We start from the raw sequence: 20686 nt of genomic DNA, 5'->3' as shown, positions 1-20686 counted from the left end.
TATAAATTTGAAATTGGCAGAAAACGGCAAAGTTTTGTACATTTGAAATCCATAGAAAATCAGATTATGTCAGCTCAAAAACGCTTATTTTTATTAGATGCCTACGCTTTAATTTTCAGAGGTTATTACGCCTTTATAAAAAATCCTCGAATCAACTCAAAAGGAATGGACACTTCAGCCATTATGGGCTTTATGAATTCCCTTTTAGATGTCATTAAACGTGAAAAACCAGACCACTTAGCCGTAGCTTTTGACAAAGGCGGAAGTCACGTGCGAACCGAAATGTTCGTAGAATATAAAGCAAATCGCGATGCCACTCCAGAAGCGATAAAACTTGCCATTCCTTATATTCAAGATCTTTTAAGAGCGATGCACATTCCGATTATTGAAATTGAAGGTTGTGAAGCCGATGATTTAATTGGAACAATTGCAAAACAAGCCGAAAAGCAGAATTACCAAGTATTCATGGTAACGCCAGATAAGGATTTTGCACAACTGGTTTCGGAAAATATTTTTATGTGGAAACCGGCTCGAATGGGTAACGGAATTGAAATTTGGGGCGTTCCTGAAGTTTTGGCCAAATTTGAAATTGAGCGTCCTGAACAAGTCATTGATTTCCTTGGCATGATGGGTGACGCTGTGGATAATATTCCAGGATTACCGGGTGTTGGCGAAAAAACAGCAAAGAAATTTTTGAAGGAATATGGTTCGATGGAAAATCTTTTGGCAAACACACATGAGCTAAAAGGTAAAATGAAAGAAAACATCGAAGCCAATAAAGAAAAAGGAATTTTGTCCAAACAATTAGCCACGATAATTATTGATTGTGATGTCACTTTTGACGAAAAAGACTACGAATTATCAAGGCCAGATATCGAGAAAACAGAAGCTATATTCCAAGAATTGGAGTTCAGAAGAATGGCAGATCAGTTTGACAGTTTATTTAGAGTCGATCATAATGCCGCTGCAAATGCTTCGCAAGATGCCAAATTGTACAAAAAACCTTCTACTAAAAATGACGATCAGTTTGATTTATTTGGCGCAAGCACAAATGATGAATCAGCAGAACGAACTTCCATCTATACTTCTATTGAAAATACAGAACATTCGTACCAAATCATTCAAGGTGATTTAGGTTTAAAATTGCTGCTGCAAAACTTAATGCAACAAAAATCGGTTTGCTTTGACACCGAAACCACCGGACTTGATGCACTTCATGCGGAATTAGTTGGCATTGCATTTTCATACGAAAAAGGAAAAGGCTTTTACGTTCCCTTTCCCGAAAGCAGAGAAAAAGCGCAGGAACTAATAGAAAAATTACGTCCATTTTTCGAAAATGAAACAATTGAAAAAATTGGTCAAAACTTAAAATACGATCTGAAAATTCTTTCAAATTATGATTTGGATGTAAAAGGACCGCTTTTTGACACCATGATTGCGCATTATTTGATCAATCCTGATATGCGTCACGGAATGGATATTTTGTCAGAAACGTATTTGAATTATTCACCAAAATCAATTGAAACACTTATTGGAAAAAAAGGCAAGAACCAAAAGTCCATGCGCGATATTGACGTAGAAGAAGCTAAGGAATATGCCGTTGAAGATGCTGATGTGACTTTGCAATTGAAAGAGTTTTTTACGACTGAATTAGATAAAACAGAAACTAAAAAATTGTTTACTGAAATCGAAATTCCGCTCGTAAAAGTACTTGCTGATATGGAGAAGGAAGGGATTAATTTGGACGTTGACTTTTTGAAAAAGATGTCGGTTGAAATGCAAAAAGACATTGACCTTTTCGAAAAGCAGATTTATGAAACAGCGGGAGAAACATTCAATTTGGCTTCGCCGAAACAATTGGGTGAAGTTCTTTTTGACAAGTTAAAAATTGGCGGAGCCAAACAGAAGAAAACTAAAACCGGTCAATATGCGACTGGCGAAGAAGTCTTATCTTACTTAGCTGATGAACATCCAATTGTTAAGGATATTTTAGAATGGCGCCAAATGGTGAAATTACAAAGTACCTATATTGATGCTTTACCAAATCAAGTGGACTCGAAAACAGGTCGAGTTCATACGGATTACATGCAAACTGTTGCCGCAACAGGACGATTAAGTTCGAATAATCCCAACTTACAAAACATTCCAATTCGTACCGAAAGAGGTCGATTAATCAGAAAAGCATTTATTGCAAGAGATGAAAATTATACCTTACTTTCTGCCGATTATTCCCAAATAGAATTGCGAATTATTGCCGCTCTAAGTGGTGAAGAAAACATGATTCAGTCGTTTAAAAATGGCGAAGATATTCACAAAAGCACAGCGTCAAAAGTATTTAATGTTCCTTTAGAAGAGGTGACGCGTGAACAAAGAAGTCATGCAAAAACAGTCAACTTTGGAATTATATACGGCGTTTCTGCATTTGGATTGAGCAATCAGACGAATCTTTCTCGTGCAGAATCAAAAGATTTGATTGATGCGTATTACGAAAGTTATCCTCGATTGAAAGCGTATATTCAAGAGCAAATTGAAATAGCTAGAGAAATGGGCTATGTTCAAACTGTTTTGGGAAGAAGACGTTATTTAAAAGACATCAATTCACAAAATGCTATGGTTCGTGGTGGTGCAGAACGAAATGCGGTCAATGCTCCAATTCAAGGAAGTGCTGCCGATATTATCAAAATTGCGATGATTAATATTCACAAAAAACTAACCCAAGAGAATTGGAAAAGCAAGATGCTGCTTCAAGTACATGATGAACTTGTGTTTGACGTTCATAATTCAGAATTAGAGAAAATTCAACCGATGATTAAACAAGAAATGGAACACGCGTTTACGCTTTCTGTTCCTTTAGAAGTGGAAATGGGAATGGGTCATAATTGGCTGGAAGCACATTAAAAAAGGTTGCAGTGGTCAGTTTTTAGTTTTCAGTTTTGAATCGTTTTCAATTTTGAAAATTTAGATTTTTTAATGATAATCCAAAATTTGATAAATACTGTAGATTGAAAAGGGCGAAAATTTTAAAAATTTTCGCCCTTTTATTTGAAGCAAAATTTGAGTTTCATTGATTTAATAACTTTCTCGTCGAGCCTCTTTGTCGCAGTTCTGTTTTAATAACTGTGGTTTCAAGAGCAGTTTCTGTTCCTTTGTTTTCTAATTTTTCGATTAGTAAACGAGCTGCTGTTTCGCCAATTTCAGGACCATGCTGACTTACCGTAGACAAACTTGGCGTCAAGCGTCGGGACCAAACACCGTCTGCAAAACCGATGATTGATAAGTCTTCCGGGATTTTATATTCGTTTTGTAGCGCTAACTTCAAACTCGAAACAGAAGAATGTTCGTCTAAAGCAAAAATTCCATCAATTTTTTGTGTGGCAATGAGTGCTTCTAACTTTGTATCAAATTCGTCCGAAGCCTCGGTTAAGATAATTAGGTTTTCGTCAATGAGGTACTTGTTTTCTTCCAAAGCTTTATAATATCCTTTTGCTCGAAGTTGGCCCACACTCAAATTATCAATCGTAGAAAGTAACGCAATCTTTTTACACCCTAAATTGATAAGGTGTTGTGTCGCGTCAAACGCAGAATCCAAATCGTCGACAATTACTTTGTCACACTTTACTTGATCCGTAACCCGATCAAACATGACAATTGGAACACCGTCATTGATGCAATCAATAAAATGTTCAAAATACTGTTCCTTTTGCGATTGTTCTGAAATAGAAAGAATAAATCCATCCACGGTTCCATTGCTTAAAAGTTCCATGGCATTGATTTCTTTTTCAAGTGATTCATTAGAAATACAGGTTATAATGTGATAGCCTTTTTCTTCGGCGACTTTCTCTATTCCTGTAAAAACCTTGGCGAAAAAGGAGTTCAACATATTAGGAAGAATAACACCAATGGTTTTTGTTTGTCGGTTTTTAAGATTTAGTGCTGTAACATTGGGTTTATAGTTTTTAAGCTTTGCAAATTCCTGAATCTTGGCTTTAGTTGTGTCGCTAATCTCCGGACTATTATTAAGTGCTTTTGAAACCGTGGAGACGGAAACCCCTAATTGTTTGGCAATTTGTTTGAGCGTCGCTTTTTCTTTCATGATGAATTATTGAAATGTAAATGTAGAAAAACTATTGAAATCAACCTTAATACAAATTCAAATGAAAATTCGATATAAAAAAAATTGACCGTAAATTTGTGAGTTGTACCAATTCGCAATAGGGATAGCAGTGGAAATCCTTTTTATTTTTTCTTTAAAAATAAAAAGATTAGTAACGGATAGCCCGGCCGTTTTCGGATTGCCCAAAAAAGATTTAAAAAAAGGTGAATTTGGAAATGAGGAAGTAATTCGTACCGTGTTCATTTTAAAAAAGATACCTTAAAAATCAGCATCTGTAAAATTATCTTTTATTGCTATTTGTATTATAAATAATTAATTGTACTTTTGCACTCCCTTTATTGGGGATGGAATGTTTAATTAAAAATATATTATGGACGCATTAAGCTACAAGACAGTATCAGCGAACAAAGCAACAGTCACTAAAGAGTGGATCGTTGTAGATGCTGATGGTCACAACTTAGGACGTCTTGCTTCAAAAGTCGCAATGATTTTGAGAGGTAAGTACAAACCAAGTTACACACCACACGTGGACTGTGGAGATAACGTAATTGTTATCAACTCAGAAAAAATCAACCTTACAGGTAAAAAAATGGATGACAAAATTTACATGCGTCATACAGGTTACCCAGGAGGTCAAAGAACTTTAACAGCTAAAGTATTGCAAGCGAAAAACCCTGCAACTCTAGTTGAAAAAGCAGTAAAAGGAATGTTACCTAAGAACAAATTAGGAGCTGAACTTTTCAGAAATTTAAATGTTGTTGTAGGTACTGAGCACAAACAAGGCGCTCAAAAACCGAGAACAGTTAACCTTAACGATCTTAAGTAATGGGAGTTATTCACAAAATCGGTAGAAGAAAAACCGCTGTTGCACGTGTTTATGTTTCGGAAGGAACAGGAGTAATCACTGTAAACAAAAAAGCATTCGCAACTTATTTCCCAACAGCTACTTTACAGTACAAAGTTTTACAACCAATGTCTATGACAGAAAACGTTGAAAACTATGATGTAAAAGTAAACGTTTACGGAGGTGGTTCAACAGGTCAAGCAGAAGCTGTGAGAATGGCACTTGCTAGAGTTATGTGTGAAGTTGGCGAAGGAAACAGAGCTATCTTAAAACCAGAAGGTTTATTAACAAGAGATCCAAGAATGGTTGAACGTAAGAAATTCGGTCAGAAGAAAGCACGTAAGAAATTCCAGTTCTCTAAACGTTAATATTACCGTCTTGTATGTTGTGTACAAGACATCGTTTATTTATTATTTAAAAAGATTTGTTGTTCCTGTCGAGGCAGGAAAATAGTTTAGCATCTAAATGAAGCCTAAAGCTCAAAGCTTAACGCCAAAAAGCCCAAAGGAACATTGCTAATTCAACAGAACGTAAACTAAAACATTAAAATGGCAATCAAAGTAGAAGTTAAAGACTTACTAGAAGCAGGTGTTCACTTTGGACACATGACTAGAAAATGGGACCCGAACATGGCTCCTTACATTTATATGGAACGTAATGGAATTCACATTATCAACCTATATAAAACAGCAGCAAAAATCGAAGAAGCTGCCGAAGCAATGCAAAAAATTGCTGCTTCAGGTAGAAAAATCTTATTCGTAGCTACTAAAAAACAAGCAAAAGATATCGTAGCTGAAAAAGCTGCAGCAGCAAACATGCCGTACATCACTGAAAGATGGCCTGGTGGAATGTTGACTAACTTTGTAACTATCCGTAAAGCTGTTAAAAAAATGGCAACTATTGATAGAATGAAGAAAGACGGTACTTTCTTGACCTTATCTAAAAAAGAACGTTTACAAGTTGATCGTCTTCGTGCAAAATTAGAAAAGAACTTAGGTTCTATTTCTGACATGTCAAGACTTCCTGCTGCATTGTTCGTGGTAGATATTAAAGCAGAACACATCGCAATTAAAGAAGCTCAAAAATTAAACATTCCAGTTTTCGCAATGGTGGATACAAACTCTGACCCAAGAGAGGTTGACTATGTAATCCCATCTAACGATGATGCTTCTAAATCAATCGATAAAATTTTGTCTTTAGTAACGGCTGCCGTTATCGAAGGAAATGCTAACAGAACTTCTGATAAGGATGGTGATCAACCAACTGAGGAAAAAACAGACAAACCAGCTGCTGAGAAAGCTGCTGCACCAGTAGCAAAAGAGGAAACTCCTGCTCCAGCTGCAACAGTGGAAACTGCAACGGAAGAAGTGAAAACTGAAGAGTAAATCAAAATAAATTCCAATTTTAAATTCCAAATTCCAAAATATAATTTTTATATCAATTGGGATTTGGAATTTTTAAATTATAAATTATAAAAACTAAAAATTATGGCAACAATTACTGCTGCAGACGTAAATAAATTAAGACAAGCTACTGGTGCTGGAATGATGGATTGTAAGAAAGCTTTAGTAGAAGCGGACGGAAATTTTGAAGAAGCAATCCAAAACTTGAGAAAAAAAGGACAAAAAGTTGCTGAGAATCGTTCTGACCGTGAGTCAACTGAAGGAGCTGCTGTATGTTTTATTAATGCTGATAAAACTAAAGGAGCGATCATCACTTTAAACTGCGAAACTGATTTCGTAGGTAAAAACGAATCTTTCGTAGCTTTAGCTAAAGAATTAGTTGAAAAAGCAATTAACTTTTCTACTAAAGAAGAATTTTTAGCTTCAGATTTCAACGGAATGACTGTTGCTGATAAATTAATCGAGCAAACTGGAGTTATTGGTGAGAAAATCGAAATTGGTGGTTTTGAAATTTTAGAAGGTGCTTTCGTTGGATCTTACGTTCACGTAAACAAAATTGCAGCTTTAACAGCAATTTCTGCTGCAATTGACAATGCTGAAACGTTCACAAAAGACATCTCTATGCAAATTGCTTCAATGGGAGCTACTACATTATCTTACAAAGATTTTGACGCTGCTTTTGTTGCTTCTGAAACAGACGCTCGTATTGCAATTATTGAAAAAGAAAATGAAGAAGCAGTACGTTTAGGGAAAACATTGAAAAATGTTCCTAAATATATCTCTCGTCACCAATTGTCTGACGAAGTTTTAAAACAAGCGGAAGAAGATGCTAAAGCGGAATTGAAAGCTGAAGGTAAACCAGAACAAATTTGGGACAAAATTATTCCAGGTAAAATGGAGCGTTTCATTTCTGACAATACTTCTTTAGATCAAGAAAAGTGTTTGTTAGATCAAAACTTTATCAAAGATGAAAGCAAAAAAGTGGGAACTTATGTTAAAGACCATAACGTTGAAATTACAGGTTTCAAACGTGTTGCTTTAGGATAAATTCCTTCGAAGGAAGGAATCTAAAAGATTTCTTTCTGAAAACAAATACAATAGATTCCTTTTTTCAAAGGAATTTAGAATCCCGATTCATTGAATCGGGATTTTTTTTGACCTTTTCATGCTGAGCTAGATTGACCCTCTTGCTCTTCATTAGACGCTCAAATAAATTCAGATTCACAAAGCAGGCAAGTCAGAAATTCTATACCCAATACTGCAATTCTCAGATCTGCATATTTTCAGTTACACTCCTTTAAATTAAATTCAGAATTTTTTGTACCTTGAACTGTAAAAATTTTTTCTCTATTGAGAAAATGGATTATTGCTGTAGACTAACTATAAAACTTCAAGGTTATGATTAAATTTTGGACACTCGGAATATTGATTTTCATCGTTATAACAATCATCTTGGCAAAATTCACTTTAAAACATTACCGAGAAAAAACGGGAGAAAAAATGTGGAAATTATGGGATGGCAGATCAACTTATTGGCGGCTTTTATCATTAACAAGCTTTGGAATAACAGTAGGAATTATGCTTTTGTTACATTGGACGGGATTTATTGTTATACAATAATTGAAGATTTACTTAAACTAAAAGAAATGAAAACACGCTGTTCTTGGTGCGAAAAAGACGATTTATACCGCAAATACCACGACGAAGAATGGGGCTTTCCCGTTTATGAAGATGCAAAACTATTTGAATTCTTGGTTTTAGAAACGTTTCAGGCTGGATTGAGTTGGCATACGATTTTAAAAAAGAGAGAAAATTTTCGTCACGCTTTTAACAATTTCGATTACAAAATAATAGCAAATTATTCTGAAGACAAAATTCAAGAATTGCTGTTGGATACAGGAATAATTAGAAATCAGCTCAAGATTCGTTCTGCGGTTTCTAATTCAAATGCTTTTATGAAAGTACAAGATGAATTTGGTAGTTTTTCAAAATACATTTGGAGTTTTGTGAATGGAAAACCAATTGATAACAATCCGAAATCTCACGGAGCTATTCCTGCTACTACTCCACTTTCAGATGAAATTAGCAAAGATTTAAAAAAAAGAGGATTTAAATTTGTAGGTTCAACAGTTATATATGCTCAAATGCAAGCGACGGGAATGGTGAACGACCACGTGGCGGATTGTTGGACGAGAATGAAATGAAAATTTATATTAAAGAAATTCTTAATTCTAAAAATAAATAATTTTAATTTGAAATTTAATCACTTATAATTTCATATTTCCATTTTTTAATTGGGTGTTTGTTTGTTGTAAATGGCACAATGAAAAGAGGTATATCCTTATTTAAAGCTACTGATGATACTATGACGAAATGGAGTGAGTTAGAATTATATGATAATGGAACTTCAGGTGCCAAACCTTTGCCATGTACTTAATATTTAAAATAGAGAAAATGAAAAATATAACCACAACAATATGCTTACTTTTTACATTCATTATTTGTAAAGCACAAACACCTGTTTTGGATTTATCAGATTTGGGTTGGGATAACATTACAGGAGCTTATTATAAAGACACTCAAAACCTTTTAAATCCTTTTATAGGAACATTTGTCTACACCAATGGTACTACTTCTTTTAAGATAGTATTGAAAAAGAAAGAGATGTCTTCAGTGAATAATGTTTATTATGAAGATATGATTATTGGCGAATATCAATATATTGAAAATGGTGTTCAGAAAGTGAGTACTTTAAGTAGTTTAATGTTTAGTCACCCAAATGCGTGGAGATATACAATTAGAGGTAATTTTATTTTAGAAGGTAAATACCTAGGGTGTGATGAATGTACAGATACAGAAAAAAGACTACGGATTAGTATTTCAGATAGACCCATAAATAGAGTTGGCGATATGGATATTCGAAAAATTATTCATAACGGACAACAGGCTATTGAAGTAAAACTTTGGTGGGATTTTGATTTGCGGCGTAGAGAAGGCGACCCTGTAATACAACCCGAACGTATTCCTTGTGGAAAATATATTATGATAAAACAATAATTAAATCATTAATTGAAAAGTGGCTTTCATTGATTTGAAAGCCACTTTTTTATTTAAGGGTTTGTATGAAAAAACTATCTTTAGGTTTTAATGGAAATCTATTTATTGAAGAAAAGTTTAAGAACGAAACGAATTTGGAGAAAATGTTTCTTGAAAATTTTGGAAATGTTGGAATTTAATTATTTGAAGAGGATGAGGAATTATCAAATTGATCTCAACTAAAACTTTCAGACTCACCACTAAATCCAGTATCAAGAACTCCTTTCAACTAATTAATAATTACTTATTATGAAAAATATATTATTTGTATTGCTATTATGCAATACCCTATTTGCTCAATCTCAAGTTGTTAATATTGAAGGTTGGGATGGCACAAGAATCGATGGTGTTTATTATAAAGATGTCAATAATCATCTGAACCAATTTGAAGGAACCTATAAATATACAGAAGGGAATACTGAAATCACAATGGTGTTCAAAAAAATTATAAATTATTACGATGGTGTTTATTATGAAGATCTTCTTATTGGAGAAGTAAAATTTGTAAAAGATGGCTTGATTTTATTTAATAATCTCTCTAAAATAAATACCGTTTATCCCAACCAGTTTTCGCATCATATTGTGGGAAATACAATTTTAGAACCAACAAATCGCCCTGTTTGTGTAGGATGCACTGCAAACCAAAAAAGAGTAGATTTAATTTTTTTCGGAAGAGAAAATAACATGGGAGGCAGTATTATTCTACAAAAAATAACACAAGGTAATCAACCTGACAAATTGAAAATTGACATTATGTATCTCGGTAGCATTTGGCTACCTGGAGAGCCTAAGCCATTAGATGCCTTAATAAAAAATGGCGAGTATCTGCTGATTAAACAGTAAGTAATAGAAATTTTATCAAAAGTGGCTTTCATTGATTTGAAAGCCACTTTTTATCTTGAGTTTGTAAGAAAGAACTATCTTTATTTTTTGATACTAAATCAAATTAAGCATCTCCATAAATTCGTCTCTTTCAATTTCTCTCGCACCTAAACTTTCCAGATGGTCGTTGTGCACTTGGCAATCAATCAATTTATATTTTCTTATTTTCAAATTCTCCACCAAAGTAATAAACGCTACTTTTGAAGCGTTTGAAACTTTGGAAAACATACTTTCACCACAAAAAACATGTTCTAGATCAATTCCATAGAGTCCACCAACTAATTCGTCGTTTTGCCAAACCTCAACAGATTTTGCATAACCTAATTCGTGTAATTTCATATAAGCTTCAATCATGTCGTCGGTAATCCATGTTCCGCTTTGACCATTTCTACTAATCTGACTGCAGTTGGAAATTACAGCTCGAAAGTCCTTGTTAAATGTAACCGTGAAAATTTCTTTCCGCAAAATACTTCGCATACTTTTAGAAACTATTAATTCATCGGGAAACAAAACCATTCGTTCTTTTGGCGACCACCATAAGATAGGTTCGTCACTATCAAACCATGGGAATATTCCACTTCTGTAAGCCAACATCAATCGTTCAGGCGACAAATCCCCGCCTACGGCAAGAACGCCGTGTCTATCGGCTTCAGAAACGTCGGGAAAGAAGAGTTCTTTTAATAAAAAATACATGAGAAGAAAATAGAATAAAGAAAATAGACTTAAGAATAGAGAGAAAAGAAAATAGACTTGATAAAAAAGAGAAACGCCGTTTTAAAAATCTAACTTCTGTTAAAATCTTAAAACGACGTCTCTATTCTATACTCTTCTTTCTATGTTCTTCCTAGAACGGCAAATCGTCGTGGTCTTCTTCTTTAAAAGTAGCTGCTGGTTCAAAAGCTTGAGCAGCCGGCATTGGTGGTGTTTGTCCTTGTGGTGCAGAAGCGCCATCTTGCACTTTTCCAATTCTCCAACCTTGAATCGTATTGAAATAAACCGTTTCTCCTTGTGGATTCGTCCATTCTCTACCTCTCAAGTTGATGTCTACTTTTACGTTATCACCTACTTTGTAAGCGTCTAATAAGTCACATTTATCTTGTACAAATTGTACTGAAATATGCTGAGGATATTGCTCATCCGTAGTCACTACAATGTCTCTTTTTCTAAATCCTGATGAACCCACTTCCTTAGTTTGTTCTACCATTTTAACTCTTCCTGTAACTTCCATATCCTTTATTTATTGTGGTTGCCTTTAGCGAACCTGTTTATACTCTTTTGGCTAATAATAATTTCCAAGCGTTTTCAACTTGATCATTCTCAAGATATTCTTTCGCTCTTTGATGCACGTTTTCTTCATCATCTGAACTCAAAACGGCTTTTATTTCAAAACTATCTTCTACAAATATATTAATTTCTTCTTTGGTAGGCAAAGATTCTACGTTTCCTAACATCCCTAAATCATTCCCTGAAAAAACCGGGCTTTTCTTGATGAAATCCGGAATAGCATCTACACCAATTCCTAAAGTCGACAACGGTTTTGGCACTTCAAACAAACCTTTATTCGAACGAGAATACCAGTTTCCACCCATTCTAGAAACTAAATCAATTTTATATTGGTCAATAGCTCCGTTTTTATCTAAAACATCTTCGCTAATGTGCAATTTTATGACTTCGCAAATCACCAAATTTCCGGCACCGCCTTCCGTTCCTAAACTGATAATTTCATTGACTTTACATTCAAACTGAACAGGCGATTCTTTCACCCGAAAAGGTTTCACCAAATCAGAATCTAACATTGTTAAACCCGCTTTCATAAATTCATTCACGCCATCCGCATATTCCGTACTTGCCAGCGAAACTTGTTGCACAATATCATAATTCACCACGCTAATCACCACTTCACGAGTCGCTTCAACGTTTAGCAAAGTATGCTTCACCGTATTATTTCGAACTCTTCGCGCAGGCGAAAAAATCAAAATTGGAGGATTAGAACTAAAAACATTAAAGAAACTAAACGGCGACAAATTCGGATTTCCATCCGCATCCACCGTACTCGCTAAAGCAATTGGCCGTGGTCCAACCGAACTCTGCAAATAACCTTGCAACTGTACACCCGAAACTTCATGTGGTTCAATACTAATCATAGTCTGGCTAAATTTTTTACAAATATAATTTTTTGGAACGAATCTTTCGGCATATTTGGCCTCCATTTTCCTGCCGTCCGGCACTATCTTTTATTTTCATAAAATAAAATAAAAGGATAGTCACCCACGTCAGGGTTATTCGGGTTTTCATTTTTGTTTCAGCGTTCTTTTTTAGTACATTTAAAAAAAATTTCACATGCAATTTTCAGAACAGACAAATAAAACCCGATGGATTATTATCGCAGCCTCGTTTGTCATTGTAACTCTTATTCTTTGGAATACCTACGATTTCTTCCAAGTCTTCAAATCTGAGGAACGTCAAAAAATGGAAATTCTAGCCGAAAGTTTGCAAAAAATCAATAAGTCTGACCCAACAGTTGATGATTTAGCATTAGAACTTTCTATTATCAGTAGCAATCTAACGATCCCTTTTATTTTAACAGACAATGAAGGTGCAATTATTAATAATTCAAACATTGAACCCCAAATTAGTGAAAATCCGGAACAACTCAGCTATTTACTAAGTCGATTCAAAAAGCAGAATGAAGCGATTATCATGGAAGACTCTTCTCAATATTTATATTATGGAAATTCCTCTTTATTGACGAAATTAAAATATTATCCGTTAGCGTTGGTTTTAATTATTGTCTTGTTCGGAATCATCGTATACAATTTTTACCGAAGTACTAAAATTGGCACACAAAACAAACTTTGGGCAGGAATGGCAAAGGAAACGGCACACCAAATTGGAACTCCGTTATCTTCCTTGATTGGTTGGGTTGAAATTATGAAAGCTGATAATGTAGATGAAACCACGGTGTCGGAAATTGAAAAAGATATTTCGCGTCTGCAAACCATCACGGACCGTTTTTCAAAAATTGGTTCCGAACCCGTTTTAGAACGAATCAATATCGTAAAAGAAACTGAAGACGCTTTATTTTACTTAAAAGCGCGGTTTTCAAAACAAGTTAACTTTTCTTTTACCGGCCCAGATTATCCTGTATTAATAAGTTTGAATCCAGGATTACACAGTTGGACCATAGAAAACCTTGTCAAAAACGCAATCGACGCGATGAAAGGAAAAGGCGATTTGACCGTTGCAATAATTGACGACAATAAATACATCCGTATTCGTGTTTCAGATACGGGAAAAGGAATTCCGAAGAAAGATTTTACCCGAGTTTTTGAACCGGGTTTTACTACTAAAAAAAGAGGTTGGGGTTTAGGCCTCTCATTAACAAAACGTATTGCTGAAGAATATCACAATGGAAACGTCAAAGTATTGTCTTCTGAAATTGGCAAAGGAACTTGTATTCAAATGAGTTTTAAAATCACATAAATAATCAGTTTAGTTATATCATTTTTAACAATCTAAGACTCCAATCATCTTCATTTATCTATTTTTGGGAAACACAAACACAACCAAATTTACCATTATGAAGAAAAATTTACTTTTACTGTTACTGCTTTGTCTTTCATTTACTGCTATTGATTCAAATGCACAAGCGCCAACAACTTTATGGGCGGATAATGCTACTACAATGTGGTACAATGGAACTTCAACAAATTTCACCATTACCTCCGCTAATGAATTAGCAGGTGTAGCGATTTTAGTGGAAGGCGGAAACAATTTTGCTGGCAAAACGATTACTATTGCAAACGATTTAGACCTTGGTGCACATTTATGGAAACCAATTGGGAAAAACACAACATTTACATTTTCTGGAACGGTAGAAGGAAATAACTTTGCAATCAGCAATTTATTTGTAACAAATACTGCTACTTCGTTCACAGGACTTTTTGGCCAAATTACAAGTGCTACTATTAAAAACATCAAATTAGTAAATCCAACAATTAGCGCAAAAGATGATGCAGGAACTATTGCTGGTGGATTATTAAATGCTTCGTTAGTATTAAATTGCCATGCAACTGGAGTGGTTATTTCTGGAACAGGTGCAAATATTGGTGGATTAGTAGGTTCACTATTAGGCGATTCTACTATTTCAAAATCATCTTCTAACGGGCAAGTCAGCGGATTGCAACAAATTGGTGGGATTGTAGGTTCTCCTTACAACAAAGCTACTATTTCAGAATGTTTCTCGGGCGGAACCGTTTCTGGTTTAATTCACGTAGGTGGAATTGCAGGTTACAGCGCTTTTGCTTTTACTCCTAACCGAACGATTCTTGTAGACAACTGCTATTCTCGCGCTAATTTAGTATGTACAAATGGACCAGTTGGCGGTATTTTTGGTGGTTCATCAGCATTATTGGTAGTTCAAAATTCATACGCAACAGGATTGATCACTTCTTCCGGAACTATTGGTGGCGTATTGGGCGGAATGGGTGCCGTTACAGCAACTAACAACTATTGGGACATCGAATCTTCAGGAGCTTCTGAAGCTGTTGCTGAATGGGCTGGAGCTCCCGGAACAGTAGATATTACAGGAAAAACAACGGCTGAAATGAAAATGGCTGAACTTGTAACATTGCTCAATCAAAATCAAACGGGAACACCTTGGACTATTGATGCAAACGTTAATGATGGTTATCCTATTTTGGCTTCAAGCCTTTTGCAAAACAATTCATTTACAACAGTAAAATCGACGGTTTTAGTCTATCCAACAATGACTGCTGACTTCGTGAACATTTCATCTGCTGTTAATCTAACAAACGCAACTGTTTATTCCATTTCAGGAAGCTTAGTAAAATCTCAATCTCTACATGGTTTAGAAAACACGATCGACCTCAGTGGAATTATTTCTGGCGTTTACTTCTTGAACATTCAAACGGAAAATGGATCAAGCACACATAAAATTATTAAAAAATAAAAATACCCAATCAACCAAAACCATTATAAATAGAAAAAAGACTGTCGAAAGACAGTCTTTTTTTATGTCAAAATCACGTATAATTGAAGAAGTGATTTTTTATCCAAATTAATTTGAAGAATACGTTAGTTCCAAAGTCTCGTCTTTCCCATCTTCGTTAACATCAACTTCTGCACTTACAACAAGAGAAGTAGCGTCTAATTTTACAATAGTTCCAACAATAATAACTCCATCTTCTATCGTCGTAATTTTATTTCCTTCCAATTTCCACGTTTCAAGATAAATATCTTCACTACAATCAAAATCGTAGTAAACTGTTTTTAAGACGCCGCCCGTTTCAAACATTTCATAATCCTTACCGCACTGAATATTTTCATGTTCATAAGGGATTGTCATTCCAAACACTTCAGTACTCACCGGAATCCACTTTTTATTTGTTAATTTTGAAGTGTCAATTGAATTGCTACTGTCATCGCTTGAACAAGAAGCTAATAGAATTAATCCTAGGGCTAGGGAGAAAAATTTTTTCATTTATTTATAATTTAATTTTTACCAATATTACTAAAATTTCCTTTCTCAAAAGTAAAAATTCTTTCTTTATTTTTTATGAAGTTAAAAATAAAAAAAAGAGAAACTCTCGTTTCTCTTTTTTTTTAATTAGCTGCAATTATATGTAAATTATAAGAATTTCTGAACGTCCTTGACGATGTTTTCAAATTCTTCTCTTTCTAATTTCACTTTATTACTAAAACGCATTTCGTCCATTTCATTCAACGGAATCAAATGCACATGAACGTGAGGAACTTCAAGTCCAACAACAGCCATTCCTACTCTTTTACAATCCACTGCTTGCTCTAAAGCGATTGCTATTTTTCGTGAAAACTGCATTAATTCAAGATACAAACTTTCGTCCATTTCAAAAATCTTGTTGATTTCGTGCTTCGGAATACACAGCGTATGCCCTTTCGCATTTGGATTCACATCTAGAAATGCCAGGAATTTATCGTCTTCTGCAATTTTATATGCGGGAAGTTCGCCGTTGATTATTTTAGTGAAAATTGAACTCATCTACTTCATATTTAAAATTAGTCGCGTGAAATTTCTAAAATGTCAAATTTCAAAGTACCATTGGGAACTGTAATTTCAGCCGTTTCTCCAACAGATTTTCCAAGCAAACCTCTTCCTATAGGAGAAGTTACTGAGATTTTTCCTGTTTTCAAATCTGCTTCACTTTCGGCAACTAATGTATAGTTCATTTCCATTCCGTTTGCCTGATTTTTGATTTTCACTTTTGACAAAACCAATACTTTTGAAGTGTCTAATTGCGACTCATCAATTAATCGAGCGTTCGAATACGTTTCTTCCATTTTGGCAATTCGCATTTCAAGCATTCCTTGTGCTTCTTTCGCAGCATCATATTCAGCATTTTCAGATAAATCGCCTTTATCTCTAGCTTCAGCAATATCCGCCGATGCTTTTGGACGCATGACACTTTTTAAATGCTCTAATTCGTCCTTTAGTTTTTTCAACCCTTCCGCTGTATAATAAGATATTGTACTCATAATTTCATCGTTTATATAAATAGAAAAAATCCCATCAGGACGGGATTTCTTTTCACAAAGATACTTTTTTTATTTTAGTGTAAATTTAATATGCTAAATCATATATAAGTCAAAGTTAATTAAATTAAATTTGTTTCAAAGTATTAAACAGAAAACTTTTGATATGAAAAAATTACTGGTTCTATTTTCTATTATTATGCTCATTTTAAGTTGTTCATCTGATAACATCAGGTACAAAAATCCGTATATTCCTGATTATGGATTTAGCACAACAATTGATGCCAACTTACCTCTATACAGTAGTTTACTTTCTGCCATAAATCCCATTATAATTTATGATGGAACTTCTGGAGCCAATGGAATTATCGTTATGAAAATATCTGATACCGATTACCGTGCTTGGGAAGCGAATTGTCCAAATCAGTATTTGAGTGCGTGTTCCAGAATGGTAATTAATGGCTTAAATGCAAAATGTCCTTGCGATGATTTTGAATACAGTTTATTTAATGGCGTGGGAATTGACGGTAAAGGAGAATATACGATGAAACCTTACCGCGTAGATATTTTATCAAAAAACATTATTCGCGTGTCTAATTAAAGTATTTTTTAGAAGCATTCCAAAAATTTTCGGCAATTTTAGAATGTGCAAAAACCTATTGAATCGCTTACCAATTTCCGCTAAAAACAAAACCCTGACTTTACAATCAGGGTTTCTCAATTAAAATAGTTTTATATGGCTTGTAAAAAAGATAACACACTCAATTATAAAGTTTGAAATCATTATAATTTGCATCAATAAGAAGATAAAAACAAACATCTTAAAACAGTAAGGTTAGTCCTGCCAAGAAATTAATTCCGGCTTGCGGATAATAACCAGCTCCTTCCATTGTTTTTATGCTTCCTGGATTGGAGCCGACATTATACGTATAAAAATAACCGTTGCTTTCATATTCATAGTCAAAAATATTATTAACTAAACCGGTAATAATAACTGACTTGAAAACAGATTTCGGTTTAAACTCATACGAAACACTTACGTCATTAACCGCGTAACTTTCTAATTTGGAATTTTTAGAATCAATATTTCCCATGTATTGTTCGCCTACAAATTTACTTAAAAGGGAAATCTGCATATTTTTTATTGGAAGAAATGTCACTGCATTTGCCACAATTACATTTGGAGAAAACGCAATATCTGTAGTTCCGAAGTTCTTTAAAGCACCATCTCGTTCAGATTCAAAATCTTGATTTTTATTCGCACTAATCGTTGCGTTTGGTCGTAAAATCCATTTGTCAGAAAGGTAAATTGACGCATCCAGTTCAATTCCTAAACGGTAACTTTTTTCTATATTGATTCGCATTGGAGATCCAACGTCATTCAAACTTCCTGTTAAAACGAGTTGGTCTTTATACGTCATCCAATAGCCGTTGATGTTGATCTTCGTTCTTGCAGAATTATAACGCCAACCCAACTCAAAATCGTTCATTTTTTCAGGCTTCGGATTATTTCCTTCATAATCTGTTCTATTAGGTTCCCGATTTGCACGAGCATAGGAAAAGTACATAGTGTTTTTATCATTTGCAGAAAAGGTAATTCCCGCTTTTGGATTGAAAAAATCAAATGTATCATCCACTAAACCTGTATCATTTCCGTTTGCTGTGTAGCTAACAGTTCTGTATTGCATGTCTCCAAAAAGATTCCATTTTGAAGTCAGTGCATAATTTAACTTTGCAAAAACATTCAAATCGTTCTTGGTAGAAAAATCATTGTAAAACTCAAAATTGTTTTCGGGAAGAATCAAACTTCTTGTCCACAACACGTTTCCTGAATGTTTTCCTTCGTAGCGGTTGTAACCTCCACCTGCGATAAAGTCGACTTTTTCTTTTTTATAATTCAGTGAAAAAGTGGTTCCGTAGAAATCATTATCCAGCCATTTTCTTCTGATTAAATCGGATATTTCAACTAAAGTTCCGTTGATGATTTGCGGTTCAATTCCGTAATCAACAACGTTTTCTGCTTGTTCGTAGTTTTCATAATAACCCAAACCTTTCGTATAATGTAAGGCAAAATTTGAACTCCAAGCGTCGCTCCATCTTTGATTCCAATGCAATTGATAGTGGTCTTGGTTGTAATTATCCGTCTCGTTATCGTAAAATCTTAGAGTTCCATCATCATCAATATATTCACCAGAAGTATTGTAGCTTCGGTCGTTTTTAAGTTTATCTAAATCTTCGATTCCATTCCACGATTGGTACGTTCGCTCCGTTCCACCAAAAACTAAGGCTTTAATTAAGGTGTTGTTTTTCAGAAAAGTTCCTTGCAAGAAGTAGGATTTCAAATCAGATTCCGCACGGTCAATAAATCCATCCGAATGAATATTAGAAAGACGTCCTGCTAATTCAAAATTATTATTCAACAAACCGGTTCCAAATTTCACCGTATGTTTTCTCGAATTAAAACTTCCAAACGAATTGGATATTTCACCCGAAGCTTCTTGATTTACAGCATCGGTTAATAAATTTAGGCTTGCGCCAAAAGCACCCGCTCCATTTGTAGAAGTTCCGACACCGCGTTGCAACTGCACGTTTTCAACAGAAGAAACAAAATCCGGCATGTTGACCCAGAACGTTCCTTGACTTTCAGAATCGTTGTACGGAATTCCATTCACTGTAACATTCACCCGACTTGCATCACTTCCCCGAACACGAATTCCGGTGTAACCGAAACCATTTCCCGCATCAGAAGTTGTCACGACAGAAGGTAGAAAATTAAGCAACATGGGAATGTCTTGTCCAAGATTTCTTTCGCGTAATTCTTTCTTGGAAAGATTGCTAAATGGCATTGGCGTTTTGTCATTTGCCCGAACGGCTTTGACCATAACGGCATCAAGTTGATTCACTTTTGTGGAATCTTGAGGCACATTTTGTGCGTAATTGTAAAAGGAAAGAAGCGAAAAAAAATAAAGAAAAAATCGCTTTTTAGAAAAAGGTTTGTGTAAACCTGCAAATAATAAAGTTTTCATTCGTAATATGAGTTACGAATAAAAGGGGTAATTATTCAATTGTTAATAAAATGGTGTTGGATTTTCTCGACGAAAAGTCAAGGTTAAATTGACTTTTCGTCTTTTCCCTAAACAGCATTACCTGTTCTAGGTTCCATGGGTATAATCTCAGCCATTACAGCACCCCTTTGAGACGGGGCAAAAGTAGTATAAAGTTAGTTGAAAAGCTAATGTGAAGTTTTAAAAAAAATTATGTCTTAAAAAAAATAATAAGTGATTTACAACTTGGGATATTTATCAGGATTTTGAGAGGTATGGAATACTGCATTTAGCAAAATCGTTTTGTTAACTTCATCAACAATAAAAAACGCAATGTATTTAAACTTTTTAAAAAGAAGCAAACGATAATTGTTATCGTGAACCTGATAAAACGGATTGTTTTGTAATGCTTTATAGGTTGTCTGAAAGTCAGCTAAAAAATCAAGAGCTACTTTTTTACTAACTTCTTTGGTGTAATATTCAACAACATCTTCAATATTTTTTGAAGCAATCGGAGAAATTATAACGCTATAAATCATATTTAGCCTTGATATCAGTAACTAATTTATCAGCATCAACATATAAGCTAGAATCTAATCCAATTTGGCTATCTAAAATTTCCTGTTGTTCATCAGTAAGATTATAAGACCTTCTCTCTGAACTCATAATTACTTTTATCTTTTCCACAATTGAAGAGTCCTGAATTTCAGTAATCCAGTTAATTATATTTAATTTATCGCTTTGCAATTGACTAGTATTCATTGTAGTAAAA

At 34.5% G+C, this 20686-nt stretch carries 21 protein-coding genes; 11 read left to right on the top strand and 10 right to left on the bottom strand.

Going from position 1 to position 20686, the window contains the following annotated elements:
• Nucleotides 1-66: 66 nt before the first annotated feature.
• Entirely contained in the window at nucleotides 67-2898 is a 2832-nt protein-coding gene (gene polA / locus YWA_RS14445; protein WP_022826476.1) for a DNA polymerase I, read from the top strand.
• Between the two features lie 163 nt (nucleotides 2899-3061).
• On the opposite strand, the gene YWA_RS0100200 is transcribed toward polA, so the two are convergent.
• Nucleotides 3062-4093, bottom strand: a complete 1032-nt coding sequence (locus YWA_RS0100200; RefSeq protein WP_022826475.1) for a LacI family DNA-binding transcriptional regulator — start codon at nucleotides 4091-4093, stop codon at nucleotides 3062-3064.
• Nucleotides 4094-4484: 391 nt separating this feature from the next.
• Between YWA_RS0100200 and rplM the strand changes: the two genes are divergently transcribed.
• From rplM to YWA_RS0100150, 7 genes are all read left to right on the top strand, one after another.
• A complete protein-coding gene (rplM, locus tag YWA_RS0100190; RefSeq protein WP_022826473.1) occupies nucleotides 4485-4940 on the top strand; it encodes a 50S ribosomal protein L13 in 456 nt (151 codons plus the stop codon).
• Nucleotides 4940-5326 carry a 30S ribosomal protein S9 gene (gene rpsI / locus YWA_RS0100185; protein ID WP_022826472.1) on the top strand — a complete coding sequence of 129 codons (387 nt, stop codon included), beginning with the start codon at nucleotides 4940-4942 and terminating at the stop codon, nucleotides 5324-5326. Before rplM ends, rpsI begins: the two co-directional genes overlap by 1 nt.
• Nucleotides 5327-5506: 180 nt before the next feature.
• Nucleotides 5507-6343, top strand: coding sequence for a 30S ribosomal protein S2 (rpsB, locus tag YWA_RS0100180; RefSeq protein WP_022826471.1), 837 nt, complete (start codon nucleotides 5507-5509; stop codon nucleotides 6341-6343).
• A gap of 102 nt (nucleotides 6344-6445) precedes the next feature.
• Nucleotides 6446-7408: a translation elongation factor Ts gene (gene tsf / locus YWA_RS0100175; RefSeq protein ID WP_022826470.1), complete on the top strand. Its 963-nt coding sequence runs from the start codon at nucleotides 6446-6448 to the stop codon at nucleotides 7406-7408.
• A 599-nt stretch (nucleotides 7409-8007) separates the two neighbouring features.
• Nucleotides 8008-8565 (top strand): DNA-3-methyladenine glycosylase I, encoded by a 558-nt coding sequence (locus tag YWA_RS0100170; protein WP_026718466.1) that lies wholly within the window; start codon nucleotides 8008-8010, stop codon nucleotides 8563-8565.
• A gap of 250 nt (nucleotides 8566-8815) precedes the next feature.
• On the top strand, nucleotides 8816-9418 hold the full coding sequence (locus tag YWA_RS0100160; protein ID WP_157505270.1) for a DUF6705 family protein: 603 nt from the start codon (nucleotides 8816-8818) through the stop codon (nucleotides 9416-9418).
• Nucleotides 9419-9706: 288 nt separating this feature from the next.
• Complete coding sequence (locus YWA_RS0100150; protein WP_022826465.1) at nucleotides 9707-10300, top strand: DUF6705 family protein; 594 nt, start codon at nucleotides 9707-9709, stop codon at nucleotides 10298-10300.
• Nucleotides 10301-10393: 93 nt separating this feature from the next.
• Here the strand turns inward: YWA_RS0100150 and aat are convergent, their stop codons facing one another.
• From aat to YWA_RS0100135, 3 genes are all read right to left on the bottom strand, one after another.
• Entirely contained in the window at nucleotides 10394-11032 is a 639-nt protein-coding gene (aat, locus tag YWA_RS0100145; protein ID WP_022826464.1) for a leucyl/phenylalanyl-tRNA--protein transferase, read from the bottom strand.
• Between the two features lie 151 nt (nucleotides 11033-11183).
• Entirely contained in the window at nucleotides 11184-11567 is a 384-nt protein-coding gene (locus YWA_RS0100140) for a DUF3127 domain-containing protein (protein WP_022826463.1), read from the bottom strand.
• A 37-nt stretch (nucleotides 11568-11604) separates the two neighbouring features.
• Entirely contained in the window at nucleotides 11605-12483 is an 879-nt protein-coding gene (locus tag YWA_RS0100135; protein WP_022826462.1) for a flavin reductase family protein, read from the bottom strand.
• A gap of 196 nt (nucleotides 12484-12679) precedes the next feature.
• Between YWA_RS0100135 and YWA_RS0100125 the strand changes: the two genes are divergently transcribed.
• Both YWA_RS0100125 and YWA_RS0100120 read left to right on the top strand, forming a co-directional pair.
• Complete coding sequence (locus YWA_RS0100125; protein WP_022826460.1) at nucleotides 12680-13822, top strand: sensor histidine kinase; 1143 nt, start codon at nucleotides 12680-12682, stop codon at nucleotides 13820-13822.
• A 97-nt stretch (nucleotides 13823-13919) separates the two neighbouring features.
• Nucleotides 13920-15311, top strand: coding sequence for a T9SS type A sorting domain-containing protein (locus YWA_RS0100120; RefSeq protein WP_022826459.1), 1392 nt, complete (start codon nucleotides 13920-13922; stop codon nucleotides 15309-15311).
• A 108-nt stretch (nucleotides 15312-15419) separates the two neighbouring features.
• On the opposite strand, the gene YWA_RS0100110 is transcribed toward YWA_RS0100120, so the two are convergent.
• The 3 genes from YWA_RS0100110 to greA form a co-directional block, all read right to left on the bottom strand.
• Nucleotides 15420-15842: a hypothetical protein gene (locus tag YWA_RS0100110; RefSeq protein ID WP_022826457.1), complete on the bottom strand. Its 423-nt coding sequence runs from the start codon at nucleotides 15840-15842 to the stop codon at nucleotides 15420-15422.
• A gap of 147 nt (nucleotides 15843-15989) precedes the next feature.
• Nucleotides 15990-16379 (bottom strand): HIT family protein, encoded by a 390-nt coding sequence (locus YWA_RS0100105; protein WP_022826456.1) that lies wholly within the window; start codon nucleotides 16377-16379, stop codon nucleotides 15990-15992.
• A gap of 17 nt (nucleotides 16380-16396) precedes the next feature.
• On the bottom strand, nucleotides 16397-16873 hold the full coding sequence (greA, locus tag YWA_RS0100100; protein ID WP_022826455.1) for a transcription elongation factor GreA: 477 nt from the start codon (nucleotides 16871-16873) through the stop codon (nucleotides 16397-16399).
• 163 nt (nucleotides 16874-17036) lie between these two features.
• Here greA and YWA_RS0100095 point away from each other — a divergent pair, with 163 nt between their 5' ends.
• A complete protein-coding gene (locus YWA_RS0100095) occupies nucleotides 17037-17471 on the top strand; it encodes a Rieske (2Fe-2S) protein (protein ID WP_022826454.1) in 435 nt (144 codons plus the stop codon).
• 220 nt (nucleotides 17472-17691) lie between these two features.
• On the opposite strand, the gene YWA_RS0100090 is transcribed toward YWA_RS0100095, so the two are convergent.
• From YWA_RS0100090 to YWA_RS0100080, 3 genes are all read right to left on the bottom strand, one after another.
• Nucleotides 17692-19896, bottom strand: a complete 2205-nt coding sequence (locus YWA_RS0100090) for a TonB-dependent receptor (protein ID WP_022826453.1) — start codon at nucleotides 19894-19896, stop codon at nucleotides 17692-17694.
• 257 nt (nucleotides 19897-20153) lie between these two features.
• Nucleotides 20154-20453, bottom strand: a complete 300-nt coding sequence (locus YWA_RS0100085; RefSeq protein WP_022826452.1) for a type II toxin-antitoxin system RelE/ParE family toxin — start codon at nucleotides 20451-20453, stop codon at nucleotides 20154-20156.
• Nucleotides 20443-20676, bottom strand: coding sequence for a hypothetical protein (locus YWA_RS0100080; RefSeq protein ID WP_022826451.1), 234 nt, complete (start codon nucleotides 20674-20676; stop codon nucleotides 20443-20445). Before YWA_RS0100080 ends, YWA_RS0100085 begins: the two co-directional genes overlap by 11 nt.
• Nucleotides 20677-20686: the final 10 nt, after the last annotated feature.

This window comes from Flavobacterium antarcticum DSM 19726, from assembly GCF_000419685.1.
GTDB classification, from domain to species: domain Bacteria; phylum Bacteroidota; class Bacteroidia; order Flavobacteriales; family Flavobacteriaceae; genus Flavobacterium; species Flavobacterium antarcticum.
This window is presented reverse-complemented; position numbering and strand designations above follow the sequence as displayed.